The 23,735-nt window shown below is 67.8% G+C and carries 24 protein-coding genes, 1 tRNA gene and 1 pseudogene; 11 read left to right on the forward strand and 15 right to left on the reverse strand.

Annotation, left to right across the window (positions count from 1 at the left end):
• Positions 1-9: 9 nt before the first annotated feature.
• The 4 genes from AX690_RS23110 to AX690_RS21105 all read right to left on the reverse strand — a co-directional run bounded on the left by AX690_RS23110 (position 10) and on the right by AX690_RS21105 (position 3,114).
• Entirely contained in the window at positions 10-165 is a 156-nt protein-coding gene (locus AX690_RS23110; protein WP_197426934.1) for a hypothetical protein, read from the reverse strand.
• 520 nt (positions 166-685) lie between these two features.
• On the reverse strand, positions 686-1,528 hold the full coding sequence (locus tag AX690_RS21095; protein WP_066687069.1) for a DUF932 domain-containing protein: 843 nt from the start codon (positions 1,526-1,528) through the stop codon (positions 686-688).
• A gap of 289 nt (positions 1,529-1,817) precedes the next feature.
• Positions 1,818-2,117 carry a DUF736 domain-containing protein gene (locus AX690_RS21100; RefSeq protein ID WP_066687072.1) on the reverse strand — a complete coding sequence of 100 codons (300 nt, stop codon included), beginning with the start codon at positions 2,115-2,117 and terminating at the stop codon, positions 1,818-1,820.
• A 349-nt stretch (positions 2,118-2,466) separates the two neighbouring features.
• Positions 2,467-3,114, reverse strand: a complete 648-nt coding sequence (locus tag AX690_RS21105) for a cation transporter (RefSeq protein ID WP_066687075.1) — start codon at positions 3,112-3,114, stop codon at positions 2,467-2,469.
• 68 nt (positions 3,115-3,182) lie between these two features.
• On the opposite strand from AX690_RS21105, the gene AX690_RS21110 reads away from it, so the two are divergent.
• Positions 3,183-3,584, forward strand: coding sequence for a helix-turn-helix domain-containing protein (locus tag AX690_RS21110; protein ID WP_066687078.1), 402 nt, complete (start codon positions 3,183-3,185; stop codon positions 3,582-3,584).
• Positions 3,585-3,597: 13 nt separating this feature from the next.
• The gene (locus AX690_RS21115; RefSeq protein WP_197426935.1) at positions 3,598-3,921 is read left to right on the forward strand and encodes a YnfA family protein; all 324 of its coding nucleotides are present in this window, start codon (positions 3,598-3,600) and stop codon (positions 3,919-3,921) included.
• 111 nt (positions 3,922-4,032) lie between these two features.
• Here the strand turns inward: AX690_RS21115 and AX690_RS21120 are convergent, their stop codons facing one another.
• The gene (locus AX690_RS21120; protein WP_231732269.1) at positions 4,033-6,078 is read right to left on the reverse strand and encodes a ParB/RepB/Spo0J family partition protein; all 2,046 of its coding nucleotides are present in this window, start codon (positions 6,076-6,078) and stop codon (positions 4,033-4,035) included.
• A 489-nt stretch (positions 6,079-6,567) separates the two neighbouring features.
• Between AX690_RS21120 and AX690_RS21125 the strand changes: the two genes are divergently transcribed.
• The 4 genes from AX690_RS21125 (at position 6,568) to AX690_RS21140 (ending at position 9,264) form a co-directional block, all read left to right on the forward strand.
• Entirely contained in the window at positions 6,568-6,813 is a 246-nt protein-coding gene (locus tag AX690_RS21125) for a plasmid stabilization protein (protein ID WP_171012817.1), read from the forward strand.
• Entirely contained in the window at positions 6,810-7,232 is a 423-nt protein-coding gene (locus tag AX690_RS21130; protein WP_066687105.1) for a type II toxin-antitoxin system VapC family toxin, read from the forward strand. Before AX690_RS21125 ends, AX690_RS21130 begins: the two co-directional genes overlap by 4 nt.
• An 82-nt stretch (positions 7,233-7,314) precedes the next feature.
• Positions 7,315-7,560 carry a hypothetical protein gene (locus AX690_RS21135; protein ID WP_066687107.1) on the forward strand — a complete coding sequence of 82 codons (246 nt, stop codon included), beginning with the start codon at positions 7,315-7,317 and terminating at the stop codon, positions 7,558-7,560.
• An 18-nt stretch (positions 7,561-7,578) separates the two neighbouring features.
• Positions 7,579-9,264 (forward strand): recombinase family protein, encoded by a 1,686-nt coding sequence (locus AX690_RS21140; RefSeq protein ID WP_082769799.1) that lies wholly within the window; start codon positions 7,579-7,581, stop codon positions 9,262-9,264.
• On the opposite strand, the gene AX690_RS21145 is transcribed toward AX690_RS21140, so the two are convergent.
• The 4 genes from AX690_RS21145 to AX690_RS21160 all read right to left on the reverse strand — a co-directional run bounded on the left by AX690_RS21145 (position 9,235) and on the right by AX690_RS21160 (position 12,813).
• Positions 9,235-9,311, reverse strand: a tRNA-Arg gene (locus AX690_RS21145). The two genes, AX690_RS21140 and AX690_RS21145, sit on opposite strands and share 30 nt — an antisense overlap.
• Before the next feature lie 67 nt (positions 9,312-9,378).
• Positions 9,379-10,695 carry an NCS2 family permease gene (locus AX690_RS21150; protein ID WP_066687109.1) on the reverse strand — a complete coding sequence of 439 codons (1,317 nt, stop codon included), beginning with the start codon at positions 10,693-10,695 and terminating at the stop codon, positions 9,379-9,381.
• 1 nt (position 10,696) lies between these two features.
• Positions 10,697-11,758 carry a purine nucleoside permease gene (locus AX690_RS21155; RefSeq protein WP_082769800.1) on the reverse strand — a complete coding sequence of 354 codons (1,062 nt, stop codon included), beginning with the start codon at positions 11,756-11,758 and terminating at the stop codon, positions 10,697-10,699.
• Between the two features lie 92 nt (positions 11,759-11,850).
• On the reverse strand, positions 11,851-12,813 hold the full coding sequence (locus tag AX690_RS21160; RefSeq protein ID WP_066687114.1) for an ABC transporter ATP-binding protein: 963 nt from the start codon (positions 12,811-12,813) through the stop codon (positions 11,851-11,853).
• Positions 12,814-12,964: 151 nt separating this feature from the next.
• Between AX690_RS21160 and AX690_RS21165 the strand changes: the two genes are divergently transcribed.
• On the forward strand, positions 12,965-13,249 hold the full coding sequence (locus tag AX690_RS21165) for a zinc-finger domain-containing protein (RefSeq protein ID WP_066687116.1): 285 nt from the start codon (positions 12,965-12,967) through the stop codon (positions 13,247-13,249).
• Between the two features lie 3 nt (positions 13,250-13,252).
• Positions 13,253-13,687 carry an acyl-CoA thioesterase gene (locus AX690_RS21170; RefSeq protein WP_066687117.1) on the forward strand — a complete coding sequence of 145 codons (435 nt, stop codon included), beginning with the start codon at positions 13,253-13,255 and terminating at the stop codon, positions 13,685-13,687.
• Here AX690_RS21170 and AX690_RS21175 read toward each other — a convergent pair.
• The 4 genes from AX690_RS21175 to epmA form a co-directional block, all read right to left on the reverse strand.
• Positions 13,684-14,385: a VIT family protein gene (locus AX690_RS21175; RefSeq protein ID WP_066687119.1), complete on the reverse strand. Its 702-nt coding sequence runs from the start codon at positions 14,383-14,385 to the stop codon at positions 13,684-13,686. The genes AX690_RS21170 and AX690_RS21175 overlap by 4 nt on opposite strands.
• 79 nt (positions 14,386-14,464) lie before the next feature.
• Entirely contained in the window at positions 14,465-14,941 is a 477-nt protein-coding gene (locus AX690_RS21180; protein WP_066687122.1) for a tellurite resistance TerB family protein, read from the reverse strand.
• A 4-nt stretch (positions 14,942-14,945) separates the two neighbouring features.
• Positions 14,946-15,131: a hypothetical protein gene (locus AX690_RS21185; RefSeq protein ID WP_066687124.1), complete on the reverse strand. Its 186-nt coding sequence runs from the start codon at positions 15,129-15,131 to the stop codon at positions 14,946-14,948.
• A gap of 217 nt (positions 15,132-15,348) precedes the next feature.
• Complete coding sequence (gene epmA / locus AX690_RS21190) at positions 15,349-16,422, reverse strand: EF-P lysine aminoacylase EpmA (RefSeq protein WP_369798241.1); 1,074 nt, start codon at positions 16,420-16,422, stop codon at positions 15,349-15,351.
• Positions 16,423-16,515: 93 nt separating this feature from the next.
• Here epmA and efp point away from each other — a divergent pair, with 93 nt between their 5' ends.
• The gene (gene efp, locus AX690_RS21195) at positions 16,516-17,082 is read left to right on the forward strand and encodes an elongation factor P (RefSeq protein ID WP_066687129.1); all 567 of its coding nucleotides are present in this window, start codon (positions 16,516-16,518) and stop codon (positions 17,080-17,082) included.
• A gap of 100 nt (positions 17,083-17,182) precedes the next feature.
• Here the strand turns inward: efp and AX690_RS21200 are convergent, their stop codons facing one another.
• Complete coding sequence (locus AX690_RS21200) at positions 17,183-21,199, reverse strand: ice nucleation protein (RefSeq protein WP_066687130.1); 4,017 nt, start codon at positions 21,197-21,199, stop codon at positions 17,183-17,185.
• A 296-nt stretch (positions 21,200-21,495) separates the two neighbouring features.
• Between AX690_RS21200 and AX690_RS21205 the strand changes: the two genes are divergently transcribed.
• Entirely contained in the window at positions 21,496-21,891 is a 396-nt protein-coding gene (locus AX690_RS21205) for a PaaI family thioesterase (protein ID WP_066687132.1), read from the forward strand.
• Between the two features lie 5 nt (positions 21,892-21,896).
• Here AX690_RS21205 and AX690_RS21210 read toward each other — a convergent pair whose 3' ends face one another.
• Entirely contained in the window at positions 21,897-23,519 is a 1,623-nt protein-coding gene (locus tag AX690_RS21210) for a long-chain fatty acid--CoA ligase (protein ID WP_066730544.1), read from the reverse strand.
• A gap of 102 nt (positions 23,520-23,621) precedes the next feature.
• On the opposite strand from AX690_RS21210, the pseudogene AX690_RS24340 reads away from it, so the two are divergent.
• Positions 23,622-23,735: pseudogene (locus AX690_RS24340) on the forward strand (hypothetical protein); the annotation flags it as partial.

Raw genomic sequence — 23,735 nt, forward strand, 5'->3', positions numbered from 1 at the left:
AACCCTCCGCTAAATCCGCAGCCCGGCTGTCTCAAAACTTCTGACGACGTACACATCGGCGTCGGCGTCGAGCAAGCGCAGATAATCTGCCAGATGACCTTCGTCATAGCTGGTGAGTTGTGGTGAATCGGGCGCCCGATCATCGAATCTCATCTTGACCACCATGCCCTTGGCTTCCCGTCCGCGTTAACCAATAGGACAATGCCGAGCATTTTCGACGTGCTTGCCAGGCATAATTGCGCGCGGAATCTGCATTGCCTACTGCACACTCACAGGGGCTGCTGGTTTGCGGTGCGCCCCCGCAAACAGCTCCTGAACCCTGATCGGGGAGTTGGAAAACCGCGTTTAGACGGTTCCTGTGACCTTTAGCACCGGAGCGCCTGGACATACGTCACAGGCTCCCCGACCGCGTGGTCAAGGATTGCGGCACCGTTACGGCCGGTGCCGAACCGCTAAACGTGGGGTTTCCACACCCCAGGCTGCCGCGTAGCAGCCCATCGCCCTTTTAAGGCAGCGCTGGGGATTTTACCACTACCCACCGCGAGCCGGGCGCCAGCCCGGTGAGCGCGCCCATGCGGCCGCGCGGACCTTTGGGACGCGCGGCCGCTGCCGATCCGGCGCAGCGGATCGGCGCGCAAGCGGCAAAACCGCAGGGCCGGAACTCCGGCCCTGCGGCGGGGAACAGTCAGGCGGCCTTGAGGCGCTGCATCCCCTCAGCCAGCGTCCAGAGCGCGCGATTAAGCGTCACGTTCTGGTCGATGCCGTTGATGGCGCGGGTTTGCACGCGGCGGATACGGCCCTCCGCATTGCGCTTGCGGCCATGCAACCCGCCACGAACGACATTCTCCTGAATGACGTTGAATGTGGTCCACAGGCTGCGGTCTACATCCTCGCGGCGGCGCGGCTCAATGATCTGCTCGGGCCGAATCGGGCTTTCGTCGTCGCCATAGCGAGCAACAAGGCTAACCTCGCCGAGCAAGCGCTGCTCATCCGGCGAAAGCTGGATCGCCTTCATCGACTCGCTGGCGTCGATCAGCCGGGGGAAGTCCTCGGCGACGGTGTAAACGCCTTCGATGATATCGTGCTCGATGTTGCCCTTATGGGGAACGCGCACCTCCTCAAACCGCTCGCCCGCGATCATGCTGTTGGTGCAGACGAAACGCAGCATCCCGGCGAACATCTGATAGGCACTGGTCCCGTCATGGCTGTTCACGATGATGACTTCTGCGGCCTCGGGCTTGCCGATGCCGTCATCCCGGCGCAGGCGCAGCATGTGCTTGGCGTGGCCGTGGCGGCTGCCGTCGCGCGGAACGGACTGGACCGCGAAGAACGGCGACCATCCTTCCCGACGCAGCCCCTCTACGATGTCGATGGTGGGGACATAGACATAGCGATCCGAACGGCTGTCGTGCGCCTCGCGGGCGAAGATTGACGGGACGTGCCGATACAGCGCCTCGTTATCGAGCGGCTCCCGGCCGCTGATCTGATGGGCGTTGCGACCGAACCGAGTGGCAAGCTGGTAGTGCATTTTGGCCTCCTTTGGGCTTGGGTTTCCGCGCAGCGGAGCGCCGCGCTGAAACCCTGCCCGTCGGCGAGACCGGGGGTGCAACCGGAGTGGGCGGCTTCGCGGGGAACCGGCTGCACGGAACGCGCAGCGTGGAGGAAGCTGGGCGGAAGCCGCTCCGAAGGGCGCTGGGGGCAGCGCCCCAAGCACCTCGGACAACATGCCGGGCCGACTGGCCCGTCCGCTTTTGATAACCGGCGTAACAAGCGCACGAAGGCGCCCCGCTCCAATGGAGCGGGGCGCCGTGTCGGGGTCAGCGGGACCAGATCAGCGCGTATTCGCCGGCGGTCTCGGTCTCTGATAGAGTGGCGTAGATCGGCGCCGGGAAGGCGGGATCGTCCAGCTTGACCGAGATGTAGTCGCGGTTCTCGCGGCTGGTCTTCTTCCATCCCGCGCCGCACTCGACGGAACCGACCGCGAGGCGGTAGTCTGGGGCCTTCTCGCTCTCCTTATCGATCGGCCGGAGGGTGGCCTTGGCGTTGAGGGTGAGCGTCTTGATGGTTCCGGTGAAGGAGCCGTTGGCCGCCTGGGTGAAGGTGCCGATGGTCGCCATGTCGAAGTTCCTTTCGCTTTCGGGCCACGACCGCCGCGGCCTCGATGGCGATCGGTGAAGCAGGGACGATCGGACGCGCACCGCTTGCGGCCCAGCGAAGCGCCGGACGGCGGAGCGCGGCTTTTTTGCTTCGCGATGCAAAGCCGAAGGCGGCGGAAAAAAGCCGCGCGGCGCTGTTGCGCCAAGACGATCGAGGCGAAGCCGGCCCGCTTAGATCAAGCCATTGGAGAGGCCGCAGCGTCGTGTCGGCACTGGCAAGGAATCGCGCTCTGACCATCGGCACTCGCCAAGGTGCAGAGCGAGCAAGGGGCGATGAGACCGACTCCACATCCAGACACCGGCCGGCGGGCTAGAGGGCGACTTGCTCCCGCCCCGGAGATGCGATCCCGCGCAGCTCGGCGCGCGCCTGACGGACGATCTGCCATCCGCCGCTGACACCAAGCCCGGCAAGGATCACGGCGACCGCGATGTCCGGCCAGGCCGTCCCGGTGCCGAACACGCCGAGCGCGGCGGCCACCACGGCGATGTTGCCGATCGCGTCGTTGCGCGAGCAGATCCACACCGATCTGCGGTTGGCGTCGCCGTCACGGTGCCGCCACAGCATGACGGCGCAGACGAGATTGGCGAACAGCGCAAGCACACCGATGACGCCCATCGTCTCGGCCTGCGGCAAGGCACCAGTCATCGCCATCCAGACGGTGCTGCCGAGAATCCACAGGCCGAGCAGCAACAGGGACGCCCCCTTAAGCAACGCGGCCCGCGCGCGCCATTGCAGCGCCATGCCGGCGACGCCGAGGCTGATCGCGTAGTTGGCGCTGTCGCCGAGGAAGTCGAGCGCATCGGCCTTGAGCGCGGCCGAGTGCGCCGCGACACCGGCGACGATCTCGACCGCGAACATGCTGGCATTGATCGCAAGCGCGATCCACAGCACGCGCCGCCATGCCTTGTCCCTGGTCGGCGCGGTCGTCTCGCAGCCGCCGCAGCATCCGCCTGCCATGATCGTCACCTCGATTCGTTCGATGCGACAGGCTATATGCACCCTGTAGCAACTACAGGGTCAAGGCTATGGCGCTCACCATCGGCGAGCTGGGCAAGGCGACGGACACGAAGGTGGAAACGATCCGCTATTATGAGCGGATCGGGCTGTTGCCGAAGCCTCCGCGCACCGGCGGCAACTACCGCGCCTATGACGCGGTCGAGCTGGGGCGGCTGAGCTTCATCCGCCGCGCCCGCGATCTCGGCTTCCCGCTCGACCAGGTGCGCGCGCTGCTCTCGCTGTCGGACGATCGCGGCCGGGACTGTGCAACGGTCGATGCGCTCGCCCGCGACCATCTCAGCGAAGTCGAGCGCAAGACCGCCGATCTGACGGCGTTGCGCCGGGAGCTGGCCGCGCTCATCACCTCATGCGGGGGCGGCACGGTCGCGGACTGCCGCATCATCGAGGCGCTTGCGCCCCACAACGGATAGGGAGCCTATGACGATCACGCCCTTTGCCTATGTCGGCGCGGCCCTGGCCGAGATCGCCGGATGCTATTCGTTCTGGGCATGGCTCCGCCTCGGCAAGTCGCCGTTGTGGATCGTGCCGGGCATGATCTCGCTGGCGCTGTTCGCCTGGCTGCTGACGCTGGTGGACAGCGATGCGGCGGGACGCGCCTATGCTGCCTATGGCGGCGTTTATATCGCGGCCTCGCTCGGCTGGTTGTGGGCGGTCGAAGGGCTGCGCCCCGACCGCTGGGACGTGACCGGCGCGGTCATCTGCCTTGTCGGCGCGACCGTGATCCTGTTCGGGCCGCGCCCGGCCTGACCTGCATTCGCGAGCCGGGCCTTGGCCCGGCGAGCGACGACGCTCCTCAAACAGCAAAAGCGGCAGCGAATGAAAGGCCGGGACCGCTCGCGCGGCCCCGGCCCGATGCCGCTATTCGGCGGCGACGGCGAAGGACGCTTCGCCGTCCTCCGCTTCGGTATCGGGAGCCTCCGCTTCGGACGGCTGCTCCACGCTTCCCACGTCCTCGGCCACGACGGTTGCGGACTGCTCCGCCTCCGGCTCCGAGGTCCGCAGGATCGCAGGCAACCAGCCGGTCCCGGCCAGAAGCTGCTCGGCGGCCTGCGCCATGTCCGGCTTCTTCATGTCCGCGATACGGCGGGCGGCGTCCTCCGACACGCCTTCGGTCACAGCCTCCACGATATGCGCCTTGGTGATGCGGCCAAGGTAGCTGTCCACGGTCGGCGTCCAGTCCTTCGCCACGTCCAGCGCCAGCGCCGTCGCCAGCCTGTCCGCCGTTTGCAGCGAACGAGGCTTGCGGTCCCACGGCAGGCGCAGCGCATTGACGGTGCGGGACGCGCAATGCGCCAGCAGCGCCAGCCGCTTCTCGTCGTCCAGCGCGACCACGAAGCCCCACAGGTCGGCCACGTCACGCGGCATCCGCTCGGCCCACGCCTCGCGGGCCTCGTTCGCCTTGGCGGCAAGCGGCGTGTCCTCGATCCCATCCGCATGGCTGCCAAGCGGCGTCACGGTCGGGCGGACCTCAAGGCAACCGGCTTCGGCGTAGCTGTAGAACAACTGCGCCGTGAGCGTGTGGGTTAAGGCGATCAGCGCCAGATCGGGCCGTTCGCCAAGGGCGACGCGTAAGGCCAGCGTCCGATAGGCGGACAGGTCGCGGGTGAGGCTGTCGGAAATCGGCTTGCCCGGTTCCTCGTCCTCTTCCTCGATCTCCTGCACGTCCTCGTCGCCGTCCTCGGCCTGCTCGTCCTCCACGGCCTCCGGGTCGGTCGGGTCGCCCTCGGCTTCCGGCTCGGGCTGCGGGTCCGCCAGCGCCTCGTCCTCGGCTCGGACGAAACCGCGCTCGATCCTGACCGTACCGTCATGGTGAAGCACGACGAACGCGCCGCCATGCGCGATCACGTTGGCGTCGTAGGCGGAACGCTTGGCCGAAATGGCGTCGATCTCGTCGGACACCACCTCCAGCCTCGCCGCCAGGTCCTCGGGCATCTCGTCATAGGACGAATAGCCTTCGGCCAATTCGTCATGCTGGATCGACAGCGCCTCCAGCCGGGCCTCGTCCTCATCGGACAGGGGAACGGTCTGCGGATAGAAACGCCGCATCCCGTGCGCATGGGGATAGTCGATATGCGCCTCGGCCCATTTCCAGCCCTCGGCCTGAACCTCGTCCGCGATCTCGTGCAGCTTCTCGGCGGCGAGCATGTCGAGCAAGCCCGCATCCTCGAAGAACCCGCCCCGGTCCTCGCTGAACAGGTCGCGGATTATGTTGCCGCCAGCCTCGATATAGGCGTCGGCTCCGACGAACACCGCGCGGCGATCATCGGCGGGCACGTTGGCGGCGGTCATATCGCGACGGATGATCCACGGCTCGCGATTGTGATGCAGGTTCTCGAACACCTGCTCCTGCCGGGCATGGTCCTCGGTGATCGCGAAGGCCATAAGCTGGTCCAGCGTAAGGCCATCCTCACGATAGACCTGCAATAGCTTGGGCGAGACAGCGCCAAGGCGAAGCCGCTGCTTCACCACGCCAGCCGATACGCCGAACCGCGCGCCGATCTCCTGCGCGCCCCAGCCCTTGCCGTCCGCAAGCTCGCGGAACCGCTCGAACTGGTCGGCGGGGTGCATCGGGGTCCGGGTGACGTTCTCGTCCAGACTGATCTCGGCGGGATCGTTCTGCGTATCGAGCCAGCACCGGACAGGCTCGGACTTCCTGATCTGCTTGCGCTTGGCGCGCAGCAGCATCGCCAGCCTTCGGCCCTCGCCAGCGGTGACGAGGTAATAGCCGGTCGGCGTCCCGTCCTCTTTGACTTCCGGCTCCACGACAAGGTTCTGGATCAGCCCCTTGTGCTGGATCGAAGCGGCCAGCGCCTCGATAGCGGCTTCTCCGTGCGGCACCTTGCGGGCATTGCGCGGGGACTTCTTGAGCTTTGCGAGCGGCACGAAAATCTCGACGCCCGACACAGGCTCGGCGGCAACGGTTTCGGTAACAGCGTTCATCACACTTCTCCTTCAAACCGCACTCACCCCGGAATGGGGTGGGCGGCGAAAGAGCGACCGGCAGGCCCGCCGGCGGAGCCGGGCAGCACCCGCAGGGCCGGAACGCAGAGGAGGTAAGCGCGGCACGCGCGTTGCGGCCCGGCGCGGCGGGCCTAGAGGGAAGCGACGCCCACCCCATCTCGGGGAGTGCAACGACCGCCAATGCGATCGGCCGGCGCAGCCTTGGCCGATCTCCGCAGCCTGGAAGAACCTCAATCCGCGGGGCGGATTGACCGACCGGCGCACCAGCGCCGCCCGCCATGCTGATCGTCACCCGGCAGGGCCGAAACCCGTCAGGGGTTCGGTCGCAGCGCAGCGGAGATAGAGCGGCGGTCCCGCAGGGAGGCGCCAACCCCATCTTGCAATTTATACCTTCATCGACTAACATGCAGTCATTGACTTATGGAGGTCAGCATGGCGGTCATGACGATCCGAAACATCGACGATGCGATCAAAAATCGCCTGCGCCTGCGCGCGGCAATGCACGGCCGTTCTATGGAAGACGAGGCGCGCGACATCCTGCGCTCGGCGCTCTCGACCGAAATCCCGCGCCCTCGCAATCTGGGCCAGGCCATCAATGAGCGCTTCGGCGCGCTGGGCGGCGTCGATCTGCCTGACCTGCCCCGTGAGGCGATCCGGCCGGTGGACTTCGGCGAATGATCGTCCTCGACACCAACGTCATTTCGGAGCTGATGCGGCGCGAGCCTGACCCGACAGTCATGGCGTGGATCGCCGAGCAGCCGATGGCAGGCGTGTTCACGACGACGCTGACACAGGCGGAAATCTTCTATGGCTTGGCGCTGCTTCCCGAGGGACGCCGCCGCGATGATCTGCTGGCGGCTGCGCGTCCGATGTTCGAGGTCGATTTGGCAGGCCGCGTGCTGCCGTTCGATACCGAAGCGGCGCTTGCATATCCCGAGATCGCCGCCAGGCGGAAACAGGGCGGCAAGCCGATCAGCCAGATTGACGCGCAAATCGCGGCGATCGTGCGCTCGCGCGGCGCGCGGCTGGCGACTCGTAATGTGCGCGACTTTGCCGAATGTGGGATCACAGTCGTCGATCCGTGGGGCGAAGCATGACGCCCGCCGTCGCGCGCCCCTATCTGCGCTTCGCCCCGCGAGAGGCTTTGCGCGGGATGCGGTCGCGCGGCAGCCTGCCGCGATGGCCCTTCCTCGCAAGCTCCGCCGTCGCACGCCTCGCCGCTGGGCCGAGTGCCCGGATGACCTGCATGACTACACCAACCGCGTCGCGCCACGCCGGGCTTCGCGCCGAGCGCGCGAGGATGATGGGCAGATCGTCGTCACCGACGATTGGCCCGAGCAAGTTCCGATCGGCGACGCGGAATTGCGCGCGATCGAAGGCCACATGCGGCAGGAGCTGGACAAGCTGTTGGGGCCGCTACCGTGAAGTGAGGAGTGAAGCGTCATGACCAAGGCCGTCTTGCGACGACACGAGGATGAGGCGCCGGTCGTCGCGACCGCCCGCGCTGCTCTTTACCTGCGCGTTTCGACAGGCCGGCAGGCCGACAGCGACTTGTCGATTCCCGACCAGCGTCGTCAGATCGAAGACTACTGCCTGTCGCGCGGTTGGGAGGTCGCGGCCGAGTTCGTCGAACCGGGCAACACCGCGACCGATGATCGTCGCCCAGCCTTCCAAGCGATGATCGACGCGGCGATGGTCAAGCCGCCGACGTTCAACGTCATTCTCGTTCACAGCTTCTCGCGCTTCTTCCGCGACCAGTTCCAGTTCGAGTTCTACGTCCGCAAGCTGGCTAAGAACGGGGTGCGACTCATCTCGATCACGCAAGATCTGGGCGACGATCCAATGAGCGTGATGATGCGTCAGATCATGACGCTGTTCGACGAGTATCAGTCAAAGGAGAACGGCAAGCACACTTTGCGGGCGATGAAGGAGAATGCCCGGCAAGGCTTCTGGAACGGCGCACGCGCGCCGATCGGCTATCGCGTGATCGCGGCCGGCGAGCGCGGCGCGAAGATCAAGAAGAAGCTGGAGATCGACCCGATCCAGGCCGAGACGGTGCGCCGCATCTACCGCATGGCGCTCAATGGCGTCGATAACCGCGGCCCCATGGGCCTCAAGTCGATCGCCACCTGGCTCAACGAAAACAACATCCGCACCCGCGATGGCGGGCGCTGGGGCTTGGGCGCGGTGCATCAGGTTCTCACGCGCACGACCTATATCGGCCAGCACCGCTTCAACACCCGCGACCACAAGACGAAAACGCCGAAGCCGGAGAGCGAGCACGCCATCATGGAAGTGCCGGCGATCGTCTCGGAAGCCGAGTTCGAGGCGGTCCAGCGCTCGCTCAAGGCGCGCAGCCCGAAGATGATGGCGCCAATGGCGGTGGGCGGTCCGACGCTGCTCACCGGCATCTGCTTCTGCGCGTGCTGCGGCGGCGCGATGACGCTGCGCACGGGCACCAGCAGCGTCGGGCGGGAATATCGCTATTATACCTGCTCGACGAAGGCGCGGCAGGGTGCGACCGGCTGTCCCGGCATCACGGTGCCGATGGACCGGCTCAACGAGGCCGTGGTCGATCATCTCGAAGCCCGGCTGCTCGACCCGGTGCGGCTCGAAGCTCTGATGGATCAGATCCTCGAACGCCGCGACGAGTGGGTTAACCAGCGCCGCGAGCATGTCGCCGACCTTGAGCGGCGTGCGACCGAGGCGGAAGCGAAGCTCAAGCGCCTCTATGATGCGATTGAGAACGGCGTCATCGACGTGAGCGATCCATCGCTCAAGGATCGTATCGCCGAGCTCACCGCGACGCGCGACCAGGCCAAGGGCGATTCCGAGCGCGCCTTGGCCCATATCGCGAAGATCGGCCCGGCGATCACGCCGGAGAGCCTGCGCGCCTTCGCGGCCGCCCTCAAAAAGAAGCTGCGGCAGGGCGACGGCACGTTCGCCCGCGATCAGGTTCGCGCCGTGGCGCAGCGGGTTGAAGTGGTGAGCCGGAAGGAGGTCCGCATCCGTGGGCTGCGGAGCGAGCTGCTCCGAACCCTAACCGCCGCCTCTGGCGTAGAGGCGGCGGTGCTAGGCGTTCGTGCCTTTGAACCGAAATGGCGCACCCGACACGATTCGAACGTGTGACCTTTGCCTTCGGAGGGCAACGCTCTATCCAGCTGAGCTACGGGTGCATCCCTTGCGGGAAGCGGGTCTTAGCCGAAAGGCGGCCGGGGCGCAAACGGTCTTGCGGGGAGCGGCTTACGCCGCCCCCATGTAGATGAAGCGGGCGACGAACAGGGCCGCCAGCACGAACAGCAGCCAGTCGCTTTTCTTTGCCTGCCCTCGGACCAGCTTCAGCCCGGCATAGGCGGTGATGCCGAAGGCCAGGCCGTTGGCGATCGAAAAGGTCAGGGGAATGGCGATCACGGTCAGGAACGCCGGGATCGCGACGCCGGGATCCTCCCAGTCCACGTCGACCAGCGCGCCGACCATCATCGAGCCGACGATGATCAGGGCCGGCGCCGTGGCTGCGGCGGGGATCGCCTGGACCCAGGGCGCGAAGAACAGGGTGACCAGGAAGAGCACGCCGACCACGACCGCCGTCAGGCCCGTGCGGCCGCCGGCGGCGACGCCGGAGGCGCTCTCGATATAGCTGACCACGGTCGAGGTGCCGGCCAGGGAGCCGCCAATGGTCGCGATCGAGTCGGCGGTCAGGATGCGGTTGAGGCGCGGAATCGTCCCGTCCGGCTGGACGAGGCCGGCTTTCTTGGTCACCGCGACCAGGGTCCCGACATTGTCGAACAGGTCGACGAACAGGAAGACGAAGATCACCTCGGCCAGCGCCATGCCCATGCCGCTGTTCAGGTGCAGCGCCGCGGGGACGTCTAGCTTGAAGGCCGTGGCCGTCAGAGCCGCCAGGCCGTACTCGCCGGGAACGATCTTGGCGAGGCCCAGGGCCCAGCCCGCGACGGCGGCGACCAGGATGCCGATCAGGATCGCGCCCTTCACCCGCCAGACCATCAGGCCGCCCATGACGAGAAGGCCCAGGATGGCGAGGGCGGCGTTGGGCTTGGTGAGGTCGCCGAGCGCTACGGTCGTGGCCGGATCGGCGACGATGACGCCGGCTTCCTTGAGGCCGATGAAGGCGATGAACAGGCCCACGCCGGCGGCGACGGCCGAGAACAGCGGGCGCGGAATGGCGCCGACGATCAACTGCCGAATGCCCGCGACGGTGAGAACCAAGAAGGCCACGCCGGACAGAAAGACGCAGCCCAACGCCGTCTCCCAAGGCAGGCCCATGCCCTTGACCACGGTGAAGGTGAAATAGGCGTTGAGCCCCATCCCGGGCGCCAGGGCGATCGGATAGTTGGCGATCAGGCCCATCAGGATGCTGCCGAAGCCGGCGGCGAGGCAGGTGGCCGCCGCCACGGCCGCGATCGGCATGCCCGCCTGGCCCAGGATCGTCGGATTGACGATCACGATGTAGGCCATGGTCAGGAAGGTGGTGAAACCGGCCAGCACCTCGGTGCGCACCGAGGTTCCTTGAGCCGACAGCTTGAACATCCGTTCGATCATTTCACCGTCCCCCAACGGACGCCGCGCTGGGCGTATTGGTTTCGTAGCGATCCCAGTGGCTTGTCAGCTCGCGCACCACGACCGAGCCCACACGGTAGGCCGAGTCGAACGCGGCCTGCGCGCCCTCGCCGTGGAAGGCGCGCGGGAACTCCGGAGCGCCTGTCGGCGCGCGCGAGTAGTTGCTGGCCGTCCGCAGCACCAGGACACGCGAGAAGTCGACCTTGCCGGCCTTCGCATAGAGGTCGAGCACGTCCATGATGCCCTGGTCCTCGCAGTCGGTCATCGTGAAGGTCCCCGCGCCGTCGGTCCAAAGGCGGACCCAGTCCTCGGCCCATTGAGTGCGACGCGCGCCGTGCCAGAAGCGAGTGGCCCCCAGCGCCTCGCCCTTCAGGACGAAAGGCGGCTTGGCGGCGTTGCCGTCGCTGGCGTAGGGCGCGCGCAGGCCCGCCAAGGCCGGGCTGTCGGGGATAGGCGTCTTCACGGTCAGGCCATACGCCCAGTCCACGAGCCGCCAGTTCAGCGCCCAGACCATGCCCGACGAACCTTCCGCCGAGCCCTTCACATTGGGTTTGTCGGTTTCCAGCGAATAGAGACCGTAGGGCCAGTCAGCCGGGATCTCGCGATCGTCGACCTCGTAAATGGGATCGGCGTCCACGACGTAGCGCGCCCAGGCGGCGCTGCCGATCGACGCCGCCTTGGGGTCGACGCCGGCGATGCCCGCCACGATCCAGTAGGTCTTGGAGAAATCGAACTGCTTGGAAAGGATCAGGGCGGCGACGCTTTCCCGCGCCCGCGCGCGCATGTCGGTCATCACGCCCAGCACGCCGGTCTCGGGCGACCAGCGGGCCGCGTGGCGCAGGCCGGGGACGGGGATGGTCTCCTTCAGCGGCAGGCCCTCGACCCACGGCTGGAACTCGCCGGGCCGGTCGCCGGTCACCTCGCCGATCTCGAAGGTCGTCAGCACCACGACCTTGACGGGGATGGGCTTGGCCTCTTGCGCCTGGGCCAAGGTCGAAAGACCCAGGCATAGCGCCACAACAAGTCCCAGAAGCCGCATTGTCATACCCCTCACGCGCAAATCGCGGCGAAGCTGGCGCGCTGCGGCGAGCCTGGCAAGCGCGTTTGTCGCCGCTGACTGGGCGTGGGATGAGCTGACTAGTCCTTGGTCGGGTCGGCCGCGTTCGGATCGCCATAGGTCAGGGCGACGAAGACATCCTCGAGGTCCGGATCCTCGGTGGCGATGTCCTTGATCAGCAACCCGCTGGCGCGGACCGCGGCCAGAACCTGTTCGACGCTGGACTGGCCGGTGCGATAGGTGACCGAGAAGGCTCCGCCCGCGCGCAGCTTGGTGTCGAAGCCCGCCAAGGCCGGCGCGGCCGTCACGGGCTGCTCCGGCGTGACCACGACGTTGCGGCTGTCCATCCGGCGCAGCAAGGTCCCAGTCGGCTCGCAGGCCACCACCTCGCCGCGATTGATGATCGCGATCTGGTCGCAGAGCTCCTGGGCCTCTTCCAGGTAGTGGGTGGTCAGCACGATGGTGACGCCGAGCTCGTTCAGACCCGTCACATACTGCCAAAGCTGGCGGCGCAGCTCGACGTCCACGCCGGCGGTGGGTTCGTCGAGGATCAGCACCGGCGGCTGGTGGACCATGGCCTTGGCGACCATCAGGCGGCGCTTCATGCCGCCCGACAGTTGGCGGACATAGGCGCCGGCCTTGTCGCCGAGACCCAGGGCGTTCAGCAACTCGTCCGTCCGGCGCTCGCGCTTGGGCACGCCATAAAAGCCCGCCTGGACCTCCAGGGACTCGCGTGGGGTGAAGAAGACGTCGGCGGCCAGTTCCTGCGGCACCACGCCGATGGCCGCGCGGGCGTCACGCGGGCGCTGGTCGATGTCGCGACCCCAGATCCGCACCGTGCCCGAACTCTTGCGGACCAGGCCGGCCAGGATGTTGATGAAGGTCGACTTGCCCGCGCCATTGGGGCCCAGGAGGCCAAAGATCGAGCCGCGCGGGACCTTCAGGTCGATGCCGTTCAGCGCGCGCTTCTCGGGCGAGGTCTTGGTGGCGGCGTAGGTCTTGTAGAGGCCTTCGGCTTCGATGGCGTAGGCGGGCAGGTCCATGGATCGTCCAGAATGCAAACGGCGAGGCCGGAAACGCCGCGAGAAGGGCCCCCGGAGGCGCGCGTCGATTGACGGCGCCTTTCGGCGTCGCATAGGTATGCCTCGTTCGCGGCGACGCCAAGGCCGCGATCCGAATTCGAGGACTCCCAAGATGGCCAAGGCCAAGACTCCGACCGCCAACGCGACCGTTCCGACCGCCATGGACCCGGCGGCGATCGCCGGTCCCGCGCCGGAGACGATCATGGTTCGCTCGCACCGCATCGCCTGCGATGGCGTCGGCGGGGCCCTGGGCCATCCGCGCGTCTGGCTTGAGATGGGCGCGGCCGGCTTCGTCGACTGCCCCTACTGCGATCGTCGCTTCGTCGCGGCGACGGCCGAAGGCGACGAGGACGAGCAACTCGCGCCGGGCGTCTACGAAGGCGCTGGCGGCCACTAAGCCGTGGACGACAGCGTGCCGCCGGGCCAGCGGGCCGAGACCCTCGCCAAGGCCTGGGAGAAGGCCGAGTGGCCAAGCGAGGCGCCGGTCCTGCGCGCCATCGCCATGCCGTCCGACACCAATCCCGAAGGCGACATCTTCGGCGGTTGGCTGCTGTCCCAGATGGACTTGGCCGCGGCCTCGATCGCGTTCCACCGCGCCGCGGGCCGCTGCGCCACCATCGCCATCGACGGCATGACCTTCATCAGCCCGGTCTTCGTCGGCGACGAGGTCAGCCTGTTCGCCAAGGTGATCCACACGGGCCGCACCTCTCTCAAGGTCGCCGTCGAGGCGTGGCGTCGCCGCCGGGACGGGGAGCAGGCGCACAAGGTGACCGAAGGCGTCTTCACCTTCGTGGCCATCGACGAGCACCGCAAGCCGCGGCCCTTGCCGGTTTAGACCACCGCGCCGAACGCCTTGCCGATCAAGGCGGTGGCCGCCAGCGCCAGGACGCCCCAGAAGGTCACCCGGATCACCGATTTCAGCGGCGGCGCGCCGCCCGCCCAGGCGCCGAGCCAGCCCAGCACGGCCAGCGCCGCCAGGGTGGCCGCCGTGACGACCGGGATCATCACCTGAAGGGGCGCGATCGCGGTGACCGCCAGCGGCATGGCCGCGCCCAAGGCGAAGGTCGCCGCCGAGGTCAGGGCGGCCTGGACCGGCCGCGCGGTCAGGTGCTCGGAAATGCCCAGTTCGTCGCGCGCATGGGCGGCCAGCGCATCGCCCGCGTTCAGCTGCATGGCGACTTGACGGGCGAGGTCCGGCGTCAGGCCGCGCGAGACATAGATCGCGGTCATCTCGTCCAGCTCTTCTTCCGGTCTGGTCGCCAACTCCTGGCGTTCGCGGGCCAAGTCGGCGGCCTCGCTGTCGGCCTGCGAGCTGACCGAGACATACTCGCCCGCCGCCATCGACATCGCGCCGGCGACCAGGCCCGCGCCGGCGGCCAGCAGGACCGCGCCGCGCGTGGTCTCCGCCGCCGCGACGCCGACGACGAGCGCCGCCGTCGACACGATGCCGTCATTCGCGCCCAGGACGGCCGCGCGCAGCCAGCCGATCCGCGACACCGCGTGATGCTCGACGTGCGCCTTCAACCGAGCCATGGTCGCACCCTTGATCGAATTCGACCAAAGGAGGACCCAGGCGGTTGCGTCGGGTCAAGCCTGGCGGCTGCTTACGGGTCTAGTGCGACAGGTCGAACCGGGCCGGCGCGACGCCGAGCCACGCGCAGATGTTGAGGATGACCTGGCGCTCCTCGGCCTCAAGCCCGCCGTCGGCGATCGACACCGCCACCGCCGCGGCGGCGACCTCCACGGCCTCCGCTCGTCCCTTGAGCTGGCGGATCATCATCTCCGCCTCCGCCCGCGCCTCCTCCGGGCGCGTCTCGAACCGGGCGTCCAGGGCCTCGAAGGCTTCGAGCACGTCATCGACGCCAAACGGGATCAGCCCCGCCTGGCCGCGAATGCGGTCCAGCATCCGCCCCCGCTCCTCGGTCGAGACCTCGCCATCGGCGTGGGCGATCAGGGCGCAGGCCGCCACCACGGCGTCGAGCTGCTCCAGCTGGCGCGGCGTCCAGACGTCGGTCGGCGCGAGCGCCTTGCGCAGGGCGTTGTTCATGAGCTTTTCCTCGTTGTCGTTATCATTGACGGCCTTGGCCATGATCTCAGGCCCACCGCGCGGTGGCGGCGTTCAGTTCGATCGTCCACAGACGTTCCTGGAGGCTTTGCCGTCGCAGGCTCCAGATCTGGATCTTGGCCTTGTCCGGATTGGGCCGTGCGCCTTCTTCGCGCATGGCCATGGTCAGCCGCGCGATCTCCGCACGCAGCTGCTGGGCGTTCATCAAGGGCATGTTGTCGCTCTCCTCTGTTGGGGGAGTGCGCCGATGCCGGGCGAATGGGGCTCAGAGGGGGTAAGCGGCCTCCAGGACCCAGCATCGAGCGCACTCGATGCGGTCCGACATCACGCCCGACGCGAAGCGTCGAAACGTCAGAGGGGCCCGGCCCGCAGTTAGAAGTTTGGTTGAAATCGAGCGGGACTCAAGAGGGGCGATGGAGATTTTTCGCGGTCTATCCCGCGACGGGCGTCCAGAGGACGTCTTCGATCCGCCGGGCGCCGGTCGCCAAGAGGGCCAGGCGGTCGAAGCCCAGGGCCGAGCCCGACGCCTCCGGCATGTGGGCCAGGGCGGCCAGGAAGTCCTCGTCGATGGGATGGCGCTCGCCATAGACGCGGGCCTTCTCGTCCATCTCCAGCCCGAAGCGGCGGCGCTGCTCCATGGGGTCGGTGAGCTCGCCGAAGGCGTTGGCCAGCTCGACGCCGCAGGCATAGAGCTCGAAGCGCTCGGCGACTCGCGGATCGGAAGCCTTAGGACGCGCCAGGGCCGCCTCGGGGATCGGATATTCGCAAAGGATCGTGGGGCGGCCTTCGCCCAGTCGCGGCTCGACCTTTTCGACGATGATCCGGCTGAAGATGTCGGCCCAGGTGTCGTCCTCCGCCACGCGAACACCAGCCTCGGCGGCCTCGGCGGCCAACGCGTGGCGGTCTGTTTCGCCGTCTGAGGCGATGCTGGCCAGCAGATCGACGCCGGCGTGGCGCCGAAAGGCCTCGGCCACCGAGAGGCGTTCGGGAACGGCGAAGGGATCGCAGGCCATGCCTCGGAACGCGAAGCGCCGGGTTCCCGCCGTCTCGGCCGCCAGAGCGACCAGATCAGCGCAATCGTCCATCAGCGTCTCGTACGGCGCCTCGGCGCGGTACCACTCCAGCATCGTGAACTCGGGATGGTGCAACGGCCCGCGCTCTCGATTGCGCCACACCTTGCCCAGGCTGAAGATCTTCGCCTCCCCCGCCGCCAGCAGCTTCTTGCAGGCAAACTCGGGCGAGGTGTGCAGATACAGCGGCGCGGCCTCGCCAGCGGCGTCCAGCGCTTCGGTGGCGAAGGCGTGCAGGTGCGCCTCGGCGCCCGGGGAGACCTGCAAGGCGGCGGTCTCGACCTCCTCGAAGCCCTCGGCCTCGAACCAGGCGCGGAAGGCCTTGGTGATCCGATTGCGGGCCAGGAGGAAGGGACGGCGGTCTTGGTGGACGTCCGTGCGCCACCAGGTCGAGGATGAGTGCGGCAAGGGCTTTAAACCGAAGAGACTAGAGATTTCGGCCCTTTCGCTATAGGAGGGCGCTCACGGATCAATAGCACGAACGCGCCCGCGGCCTCGCGCGCGCTTTCCACCAAGGACGGTAACTACGTGAAGGTCGCAGCCAGCTCGCTCCGCAAAGGCTCCGTCGTCGATCTCGACGGCAAGCTCTATGTCGTCCTGAGCGCCGAGAACATCCACCCCGGCAAGGGCACCCCGGTGACCCAGCTGAACATGCGCCGCATCTCGGACGGCGTGAAGGTTTCGGAACGCTACCGCACGACCGAGCAGGTCGAGCGCGCCTTCGTCGACGACCGCAACCACACCTTCCTGTACCAGGACGGCGAGGGTTTCCACTTCATGAACCCGGAAACCTACGACCAGCTCGTGGCGACGGAAGAGGTCATCGGCGACGCCGCGCCCTATCTGCAGGAAGGCATGACCGTCATCCTGTCGACCCACAACGACGTGCCGATCGCGATCGATCTGCCGCGCACCGTGGTGCTCGAGATCGTCGACACCGAACCGTCAGTGAAGGGCCAGACCGCCAGCTCGTCCTACAAGCCCGCCGTGCTCAGCAACGGCGTGAAGACCACGGTTCCGCCGTACATCACCTCGGGCACCAAGGTGGTGATCCTGACGGAAGACGGCTCGTACGTCGAACGCGCCAAGGACTAGGCGCGCGTCGGACGCTGAAACAGGAAAGGCCCGGCGGGAGACCGCCGGGCCTTTTTGCTGACAGGCCGCGCCGGTTCGTTGTGGCCGAACCAGAAGCCGCCTAGAGGCCGATCGCCTCCAACTGGCCTGGCGCCATCGCGTCGAGCTGCGCGGCGGTCAGCTTATTGATCTGCGCGCGAGACAGGCTGCTGAGCTGGCTGGGCTTGAAGGCGGCGATCTGGGCGGCCGTGAAGCCCGGGATCTGGCTCGGCATGATCTGGCCGACCTGCGTGGCGTCGAGGGCCTCGATCGAGGCGGCGGGCAACTGGCCCACCTGGGTCGTCGTGAGCGCGCCCAATTGCGCGCCGGAGAAGCGCGCCAGTCCGCTCGCCCCAAACGCGGTCAATTGCTCGGCCGTAAAGCCCCGCACCTGATTTGCGCTGAGGCCGCTGAACTGGTCTTCCGACATCGCGCCGATGGCGCTCATGGACAGGGCGCCGATCTGGCTGGATGTCAGACCGGCAATCTGCGTCCGGCTCAGCTCCCCCATGTCGGTCGGGCTGAGGCCGCGCACCTGCACCGGCGCCAGGGCCGAGATTTGCGCCGCGGTGAGCGCGGCGACCTGCGTCGCCGTCAGGGCGGAAATATCGGCCGCGGAGAAGCTCTCCATCTGCTGCGGGCTAAGTCCGCCGATCTGGGTGATGGTGATCTCGCCGATGTCGGCGGCGCTGAACTGCTCGATCTGGGTGGAGGTTAGGCCGCGCACCTGACTGGCCGTCAGCCGGGCGAACTGCGTCGCGTTCAAGGCCGAAAGGATTTCCCCGCGCACCGCGCCGATTTGCGCGGCCGACAGCGCGGCGACCTGGGTTTCCGACAGGCGTCCAAAGCTGCTGGCGTCGAGACTGGCGATCTGCGTCGTGGAAAGCCCGGTCACCTGGGTCGAGGTGAGGTTCGCCAGCCCGCTGGTCCCCAGCGCCCCAAGGGCCGAGGCGGAGAGCGCGCCAACCTGGCTGGCGCTCAGCGCCGCGACCTCGGTGGTCGACAGGCTGGCGATCAGGGTGGCGGAGACGCCAGCGATCTGGCTGGGAGTCAGTTGGCCGATGCGGGTCTTCACGGCGCTGTCGGGCAGGGCGGCGAGTTGGGTGCTCGTCAGACCGCCAAACTGGCTCGCCGACAATCCGGCGAGCGCCGTGGTGGAAAGCGAGGTCAGGTTCGTGACCGACAGCGCCGCGATTTGCGAAGGGGCGAGGCCGCTCACCTGTGTTCTCGAGAGCTCGGCGAAGTCGCTGGTCGACAGGGCGCTGACCTGGGGCGCGGTCAGGTTCTGAAGCTGCGTCGTCGACAGGCGCGCGACCTGCGTCGCCGTGAGCGCCGAGAAGGCCGTCGGGGTCAGCGCGGCGAGGAAGCCTCCGTTCAGGCCTCCCACTTGCGTGCTGGACAGGCCCGCGAGCTGTTCGCCGGTCAGGTTCGCCGCTTGCGTGGCGTTGAGACCAGCCATCTGGGCGGCGGTCAAGGCGCCGACCTGCGTCGCGGTCAGAGCCGCCAGGGCGTCGGTCGCCAGCGCCCCCAGCTGAACGGAGCTCAAGGCCGCCAATTGGCTGCTGGACAGGCCGTTCAGTTGGGTTGGGCGCAGGGCCGAGATCTGTGACGGCGCCATGGCGCGGATCTGGTTGGCGCCGAGGGCCGCCACTTGGCTCGCGTTGAGCGCGGCCACGTCGGTCGAAGGCAGGGCGGCTATCTGCGATGCATTGATCGCGCCGATCTGCGTGGTGCTGAACTCGGCCATGTCCTCCGGCGAAAGGCTGCGGAGCTGCGTCGCCGTCAGCGCGGCGATATGACTGGTCGAGAGGGCGGCGACACGCGAGGCGTCGAGCGCTGAAAAGGCGTTGGGCGAAAGACCCGCCAGCTGGGTTGGCGTCAGCAGGGCCAGGCGGTCGGCGTCCAGAGCGGCGATGGCCGTGGCGGAAAGGCCCGCGATCTGGGTCGATCGCAACGCCGCCCACTGCGTGGCCGACAGTTTTCGCAGGTCATCGGCGCCAAGGCCCACGAGCTGGGTCTGGGTCAGGCCCTGAGCTTGGACGGTGCTGAGGCTGGCCCACTGCGTGGCCGAAAGGTCCCCCACGACATCGGCCGACAACGCGCCGATCACATTGGAGGTCAGAGCGGTGATCTGAGTTCCGCTGAAAACGCTGAGCTGGGTGGACGTCAGGCTTCGGCCTTGGGTCGCGGTGAGGCCCCTCAACTGGTTTGCGTCCAGCCGCGCCAAACCGTCGAGCGACAGGCGGCCGAAGTTGTCCGGCGACAGGGCGCCGAGCTGCTGCGCCGTGAGCGACGCGATCTGAGTGACGCTAAGCGCGGAGGGGATGTCGGACGGCAGTTTGCCGATCTGATCCGCCGTCAGGGCCCGCAGTTGGATTGATCCGAAGGCGGCGATCTGCGTCGACGAGAGCGCGTCCAGCGCGGTCACCGACATCTTCGAGACCTGCGTCGCGGTGAGGCGGCCGATGATCCCGGTCGACAGGTGCGGCGCCATCGCGCCTATCTGGGTCGCATCCAGCAGCGCGATCTGGGTGGGACGCAGTTGCCCGACGTCGGTGTCGTCGAGACCGCTCAGCTGGGTGGCCGTCAGCCCGCGCAACTGGTTGCCGGTTAGGCTGTCCACCTGCTCCTGGGTGAAGGCGGCGACGGCGGTCGATGTCAGGCCGCCAATCTGCTGACCGTTGAGGCCTCGGATTTCCGTGGTGCTGAGGCTGCCGATGTCGGTCGGGGTGAAGGCGCGGAGCTGCGTTGCGGTGATGCCGTAGAGCTGACCTTGGGAAAGCGGCCCAGCCTGCCGCAGCGCGGCCAACTGGGTTCCCGAAAGCGCGGCGATCTGCACCGCGGTCAGCGCCTGGGCTTGCTCCGTCGACAGGGCGGCGAGATCACTGCGCGACAGCGCCTTCAGCTGCAGCGGCGTCAGCGCCTTGAGCTGGGAGGGCGTGAACGCCGCGAAGGTCTCGTCGGTCAGGGCCGCCAGCCGGCTGGGGGGGAGGTCGCGGATCTGACTGGCCGTGAAAGCCTTCAGCTGGGCGCGCGTGAACTCGTTGAAGTCTTCCCCGTTCAAGGCCTTCAGCTGTTCGCCGCGCAGGCGGGCGATCTGGCTGGCGCTGAGCGCGCCGACCTGGGTCGCGTTCAGGGCCGAGAAGGCGCTTGGCGACAACCCGCCGAGCGCCGCGGGATCCAGCGCAGCCAGCTGAGTGGTGTCGAGACCGGTGATCGCGGTGACGGAGAGCGCCGCGCCATGGCCGGCGTTCAGGCCCTTCAGCTGAGTTGGCGTCAGGGCGGCCAGGAACGCGGGGCTGGCCCGGCCAAGCTCCGTCGCCGAAAGGGCGCGGATCTGGGTCGGGCTGAGGACGGCCTTGCGATCACCCAGCGCGTTCAGCTGGGTCGAGGTCAGGGACGAAAGCTGGCCGGGCGTGGCCGCGGACCACTGGCTCGCCGAGGTGAGGGCGATGGTCTCGGGCGGAAGGGCCCGCATGGTCGACGCCGAAAGACCCGCGAACTGGGTCGGTGTCAGGGCTCCGATCTGGCGGCCCGAGAGACTCACGATCTGGGTTGGGCCGAGCATGCCCAGTTGAGCGGGGGTCAGGCTTGCGACCTGATCCACGGTGAATTCCGCCATGTCGGCGGCCGAAAGGCCGCGCAGTTGAGCCGCGCTCAACGCGCGTAGCTGAACCGGCGATAGGCTCTGGACCTGGGTCGTGCTCAGGGCGGAGAAGTTCGTCGCGCTGAGGACCGCGATCTGGGTCATGCGCAGCCCGTCGAGCGCCTCGGCGCTCAGCGCCTGGATCTGCGTGCGCGACAGCGACGACACCTGCGCTTGGTTCAGCACCATCAGCTGGGTGCTGCTGAAGGCGACCGCGGGCAGTCGAGGCAGCTGTGAGGCCGTGAGGCCCGCCAGCTGGCTGGCGCCGAACCGGGCGAACTGTTCGGGAGTCAGGGCGGCGATAGCCGTCGCGCTGATCGCCGCGACCTGCTGCGAGGTGAGCCTGGCGAACTCCGAGGGCGGGGCGGCGGCGATCATCGCGCCACTGAGGGCGGCGATCCGGCTCGGCGCCAGGCTGGACAGGGCCGACGGATCGGAGCTGACAACCGCCATCGCTACTCCAACAACTCTTCGCGGCGCTGGCCGCAACCTTCACGAATCGCTAGACGACTTTAAGTGGAGTTTTGTTTAGTTCAAACTGTATTAACCATAATCGGATCGCTCCGCCTTCACGAAATCCACGAAGGCGCGCAGGGGCGCGGCATGTGGCGGCGGCGATCGAGGCGGCGGTTCCGGCGACCGCCGCGGCGGGGGCCCGGTGCGCCGAAGCGATGATGGCCCACCTCGACAGCGAGCGCGGGTCAAACTGACGCTTGCGTCCGGGGCGGAGGCGGGCGTCAGATGCCGTCATGAGCACGCCCGTCTTCGACCTCGACCTTCTGCCGTTCGCCGCCCTGATGGGCGTCGAGATCATCCACGCCGCCCCCGATTGCGTCGAGGGACGGCTGCTGGTCCGGCCCGACCTGTGCACGGCCGGCGGCATCCTGCATGGCGGCGCGGCCATGGCCCTCGCCGATACGCTGGGGGCCATCGGCGCGTTCCTGTCGACGCCCGAGGGCAAGCGGACCACGACACTGGAGAGCAAGACCAACTTCATCGCCCCCGCCGCCGTCGGGACGACGGTGAAGGCCGCGGCGACGCCGCTGCACATCGGCCGGCGCTCAAGCATCTGGGTCACCCGCATCGAGGCCGAGGACGGCAAGCTGGTGGCGGTGGTCACCCAGACCCAGATGACCGTGGACTAGGAAGGCTACCCGCCGCCCAGATGGGCGCGCCAAGCCTCGCGCAGGACCTTCTTGTCGATCTTGCCCGTCGCGGTCAGCGGCACCGGCGCGAAGACCACGTCGTCGGGCGTCCACCACTTGACGATCCTCGGGGCCAGATAGGCCAGCACGGCGGCCTTGGTGACGGCGGCCCCCTCGTGAGGCTCGATGACCAGCAAGGGGCGCTCCTCCCACTTCGGATGCGGCACGCCAACCACGGCGGCGATCTTCACGCCCGGGCAGCCGACCGCGACGTTCTCGAGATCGATCGAGCTGATCCATTCGCCGCCGGACTTGATCACGTCCTTCTGGCGGTCGGTGATGCGCATGAAGCCGTTGGCGTCCAGCGTGGCGATGTCGCCGGTGTCGAACCAGCCATCATCGTCGGTGGCGTCGTGATCCTTTCGGAAGTAGCGCCTGACCACCCACGGGCCGCGCACCTTCAGCGCGCCGGATGTCTGGCCGTCCCAGGGTGCCTCGGCGCCGTCCTCGGTCTCGACCTTCAGCTCGATGCCGAACTGCAGCCGGCCTTGGCGGGTCCAGATCGCCTCGTCCATGGCGTCCTCGCCCAGCGCCGCCAGGGACGGCGTCGGGGTGGCGACGACGCCGATCGGGCAGGTCTCGGTCATGCCCCAGATCTGCAGCACCTGGACGCCGTAGCGGCGCTTGAAGGTCTCGGCCATGGCCCGCGGCACGGCGCTGCCGCCGATCACCACCCGCCGGAGCGTAGCGGGAGCGGTATGGTTCTTCTCCAGCCAGTCCAGGTACATGGTCCAGATGGTCGGGACGCCGCCGGTGAAGGTGACGCCCTCGCTCTCGATCAGTTCGTGCAGCGAGGCGCCGTCCATGCGGTCGGCCGGCAGCACCAGCTTGGCGCCGCAGATGGGGGCGCTGAACGGCACGCCCCAGGCCGTGGCGTGGTAGAGGCTGGAGCAGGGCATGGCGACGTCGAAGGCGGTGAAGCCGAACGCGCTGTTCAGGCCGCCGGCCATGGCGTGCAGCACCACGGCGCGGTGCGAGTAGAGCACGCCCTTCGGGTCTCCGGTCGTGCCGGAGGTGTAGCAGAGGAAGGCGCCGGCGTTCTCGTCGAAGGACGGCCAGTCGATCGTCTCGGGCTCGCCGGCGATCAGCGCTTCGTAGGAGATGGCGCCGATCGCGCCCGGTTCGGTCCGCGCCTCGTCTGACAGCATGACGAATGTGGTCACCGACGCCAGACGCGGCGCGATGCGCTCGACCAGCGGCAGGAAGTTGCGCTCGAAGAACAGCACCCGGCTGCCGGCGTGGTCGATCGTGTAGGCGATCTGCTCGTCGGACAGGCGGGGATTGGCCGTGTGCAGCACCGCGGCGACGCCGGGAACGGCGTAGAACAGCTCAAGGTGGCGGTGAGTGTTCCAGGCCAGGGAGGTGACCCGGTCGCCTGGGGCGACGCCGAGGCGATGCAGCGCGTGGGCCGCCTGGGCGGCGCGGCGGGCCAGGCCCGCGTAGTCGTAGCGCCAGAGCGGCTCGTCGATCAGCCGCGAGACGATCTCCCGCGCGCCATGCGCCTGGGCGGCGTAGGTCAGGATGCCGCTGATCATCAGCGGCGCGCTCTGCATGAGCCCTGGGATCATCGGCTCCTCCCCGGTCTTATCGTTGGGCTCAGGTTAGGGCGTTATCGCCCTTCTCGTGAAGGCGTTTTCCGCTCAATCCCAACGGTGGGACCATGACGGATCATCTTCACGCGATCGCTCGCTGAAGGCGCTGGAAGGGACGCGGAGCGCCGGACATCCGTCCGGAGGTTTGAAGTGTGTGTACCGTTTCGACGAAGCCAGACGCTCCGCGCGGCC

Origin of the sequence: Caulobacter sp. CCH9-E1 (genome assembly GCF_001556515.1) — a bacterium.
Taxonomy (GTDB): domain Bacteria; phylum Pseudomonadota; class Alphaproteobacteria; order Caulobacterales; family Caulobacteraceae; genus Caulobacter.

Bases quoted from the DNA above. Each gene is read 5' to 3' on its own strand.
- AX690_RS23110 (WP_197426934.1), bottom strand. From the start codon at position 165: ATGGTGGTCAAGATGAGATTCGATGATCGGGCGCCCGATTCACCACAA.
- AX690_RS21095 (WP_066687069.1), bottom strand. From the start codon at position 1,528: ATGCACTACCAGCTTGCCACTCGGTTCGGTCGCAACGCCCATCAGATC.
- AX690_RS21100 (WP_066687072.1), bottom strand. From the start codon at position 2,117: ATGGCGACCATCGGCACCTTCACCCAGGCGGCCAACGGCTCCTTCACC.
- AX690_RS21105 (WP_066687075.1), bottom strand. From the start codon at position 3,114: ATGGCAGGCGGATGCTGCGGCGGCTGCGAGACGACCGCGCCGACCAGG.
- AX690_RS21110 (WP_066687078.1), top strand. From the start codon at position 3,183: ATGGCGCTCACCATCGGCGAGCTGGGCAAGGCGACGGACACGAAGGTG.
- AX690_RS21125 (WP_171012817.1), top strand. From the start codon at position 6,568: ATGGCGGTCATGACGATCCGAAACATCGACGATGCGATCAAAAATCGC.
- AX690_RS21130 (WP_066687105.1), top strand. From the start codon at position 6,810: ATGATCGTCCTCGACACCAACGTCATTTCGGAGCTGATGCGGCGCGAG.
- AX690_RS21135 (WP_066687107.1), top strand. From the start codon at position 7,315: ATGGCCCTTCCTCGCAAGCTCCGCCGTCGCACGCCTCGCCGCTGGGCC.
- AX690_RS21140 (WP_082769799.1), top strand. From the start codon at position 7,579: ATGACCAAGGCCGTCTTGCGACGACACGAGGATGAGGCGCCGGTCGTC.
- AX690_RS21150 (WP_066687109.1), bottom strand. From the start codon at position 10,695: ATGATCGAACGGATGTTCAAGCTGTCGGCTCAAGGAACCTCGGTGCGC.
- AX690_RS21155 (WP_082769800.1), bottom strand. From the start codon at position 11,758: ATGACAATGCGGCTTCTGGGACTTGTTGTGGCGCTATGCCTGGGTCTT.
- AX690_RS21160 (WP_066687114.1), bottom strand. From the start codon at position 12,813: ATGGACCTGCCCGCCTACGCCATCGAAGCCGAAGGCCTCTACAAGACC.
- AX690_RS21165 (WP_066687116.1), top strand. From the start codon at position 12,965: ATGGCCAAGGCCAAGACTCCGACCGCCAACGCGACCGTTCCGACCGCC.
- AX690_RS21175 (WP_066687119.1), bottom strand. From the start codon at position 14,385: ATGGCTCGGTTGAAGGCGCACGTCGAGCATCACGCGGTGTCGCGGATC.
- AX690_RS21180 (WP_066687122.1), bottom strand. From the start codon at position 14,941: ATGGCCAAGGCCGTCAATGATAACGACAACGAGGAAAAGCTCATGAAC.
- AX690_RS21185 (WP_066687124.1), bottom strand. From the start codon at position 15,131: ATGCCCTTGATGAACGCCCAGCAGCTGCGTGCGGAGATCGCGCGGCTG.
- AX690_RS21200 (WP_066687130.1), bottom strand. From the start codon at position 21,199: ATGGCGGTTGTCAGCTCCGATCCGTCGGCCCTGTCCAGCCTGGCGCCG.
- AX690_RS21205 (WP_066687132.1), top strand. From the start codon at position 21,496: ATGAGCACGCCCGTCTTCGACCTCGACCTTCTGCCGTTCGCCGCCCTG.
- AX690_RS21210 (WP_066730544.1), bottom strand. From the start codon at position 23,519: ATGATCCCAGGGCTCATGCAGAGCGCGCCGCTGATGATCAGCGGCATC.